This is a genomic window from Candidatus Poribacteria bacterium (genome assembly GCA_021295755.1).
GTDB lineage: Bacteria > Poribacteria > WGA-4E > WGA-4E > PCPOR2b > PCPOR2b.
The window spans coordinates 27,489-28,626 of sequence record JAGWBT010000113.1 but is presented as its reverse complement, the minus strand read 5'-3'; the positions used below and the strand labels follow the sequence as shown (position 1 = coordinate 28,626).

Genomic DNA, 1,138 nt, shown 5'->3' with positions numbered 1-1,138 from the left:
CGCGCTTTTTCGATTGCGAGGTTCATCGCAAAGGTTGCCCCGACCTGTCCTAGTGCGCTGTGTCCATCTACCACCGCAGCACAGGGATTATCGCTTACAATCTCAGGCTTTGCGGTGGGTTGGAATCTGCCATCTCGTATGGCGCGGGCGTATTCGTAGAAACGGATAGCACCGTGGGAATCGTGTCCGAAGAGGTTGGATTCGATCAGGTGGTCAACAACCGATCGAGTGTCTTCTGCTGTACAACCGGCGGCTTCAAAGAGGTCATAACCGATTTGCCGCAGATTGTCGGGTTGAAATGTAGGCATGAAAATTCCTTTCTACTGTTCTGATTTATATATTGCTTTTTCAGCCGGTGACGGTAGTGTTTACGATCCTTTTTGTTTTTGCGCCTTATCGTTATGTTCTGCCTCAAGTTCTTCTACAAGTGCGTTTAGAATATCCTCCGGTTCGCCGGGACGTTCCCGCTTCTCCGTCCACTGCCACTGATCGAGATAATCGTCGGTTCCGGCTAAACCTGTTTCCATCGCCGTGCGATCAATCTCAACCTGAAAACGTTTAGGCATTTGCCGTGAGATCGGCTTTCTACCCTCAAAGACTCTGACCTGTGCCGGAATATCTTTCCAATATAGAATTTGATACATTGCCACGATTCAACCCTCCAATTCGCCTTTGCGATAGGCACGCAGGAATGTTCTACAGAAGCGATCCTTGCCCAGCATCATATCTTCAGTCAGTTGATAGGCTCTTGACCTTCGATCAACGGAGAGGGCTTTCTGTGGATTATTGGTCACTGGGTCAATAATCCCGCTATCCGCACCGGCTTCGACTGCGAGAATCATAAAAACGTCATTGATGAGACGACGGGAAGGCATTTGGAAGGAGACGTTGCTGAACCCGCCACTGATATGGATGGCGGGACCATATTTCTCACGGAGCTGCCGGATAGCTTCAAAAGCGTGGTTGCCGTTCTCTGTGTCCACCCCAATCGGAAAGTATAACGGGTCAATGAAGATGTCCTCAATCGCAATTCCTCTGTCGTTGGCTGCGTCTACCATACGTGAGGCATTGGTGACCCGTTCTTCGGGGTTCTGTGGCATTCCGGATTCACTGGCGGCTGTTACCATAACCTTCGTGT

Annotated in this window: 3 protein-coding genes; all 3 read right to left on the bottom strand. The window is 50.1% G+C overall.

Translation table 11 applies throughout. The features are described from left to right. Positions 1–308 (bottom strand): Ldh family oxidoreductase (locus tag J4G02_16130; protein ID MCE2396090.1); only part of this gene is annotated, 308 nt, incomplete at its 3' end. A gap of 60 nt (positions 309–368) precedes the next feature. After that, on the bottom strand, positions 369–650 hold the full coding sequence (locus tag J4G02_16125) for a virulence factor (protein ID MCE2396089.1): 282 nt from the start codon (positions 648–650) through the stop codon (positions 369–371). A gap of 3 nt (positions 651–653) precedes the next feature. Then, a partial coding sequence (locus J4G02_16120) for a dihydropteroate synthase (GenBank protein MCE2396088.1) occupies positions 654–1,138 on the bottom strand: 485 nt, incomplete at its 5' end.